General features: G+C 43.8%; 1 protein-coding gene and 1 pseudogene. Both read left to right on the forward strand.

What is annotated here, in order from left to right; all coding sequences use genetic code 11:
• A pseudogene (locus R7E78_RS29765) lies at window positions 1-366 on the forward strand (nucleoside recognition domain-containing protein); the annotation flags it as partial.
• On the forward strand, window positions 363-543 hold a 181-nt coding region (locus R7E78_RS29770), incomplete at its 3' end, for a FeoC-like transcriptional regulator (RefSeq protein ID WP_318059101.1). The pseudogene R7E78_RS29765 and the gene R7E78_RS29770, both read left to right, overlap by 4 nt.

Raw genomic sequence — 543 nt, forward strand, 5'->3', positions numbered from 1 at the left:
AATGCAGTTGCAGAAGAACAAGAAGTGGATGCGTCTATCTTCGGCAACATTAAGTCTCAGTTTGTTTCTGGCCATGCCGCGTTTGCTTACTTGATCTTCATCTTGTTGTACACACCATGTGTTGCTGCGATGGGGGCGTATGTACGTGAATTTGGCCATAACTTCGCACGCTTTATTGCGGTATGGACGATGCGTTTAGCTTACCTATGTGCAACGTTCTACAATCAGTTGACGCATTTCTCTGAAAGCCCAATTACTAGTGGTGTCTGGATGGCAATTATTGTTGCAATCTTCATCGGAACTTATCACGTATTCAAACGTATTGGTAAAAAACAACATGGTGCGTTAGAGGCGCAAGTCGCATGATTTTAAATGAGCTTTATCAATATATTGCAGACAAAGGGACGGTCTCACAGTCTGAGCTGGCTAAGCAGTTTGGAATGAGTGAAGACGGTGCGGATGCAATGTTAAGCGTGTGGATCAAGAAGGGTAAAATTAGCCGCTTGGTTGATACCAATAAAGCTCGAGATGTAATGCGTGTGC

The organism is Vibrio sp. YT-19(2023) (genome assembly GCF_033337395.1).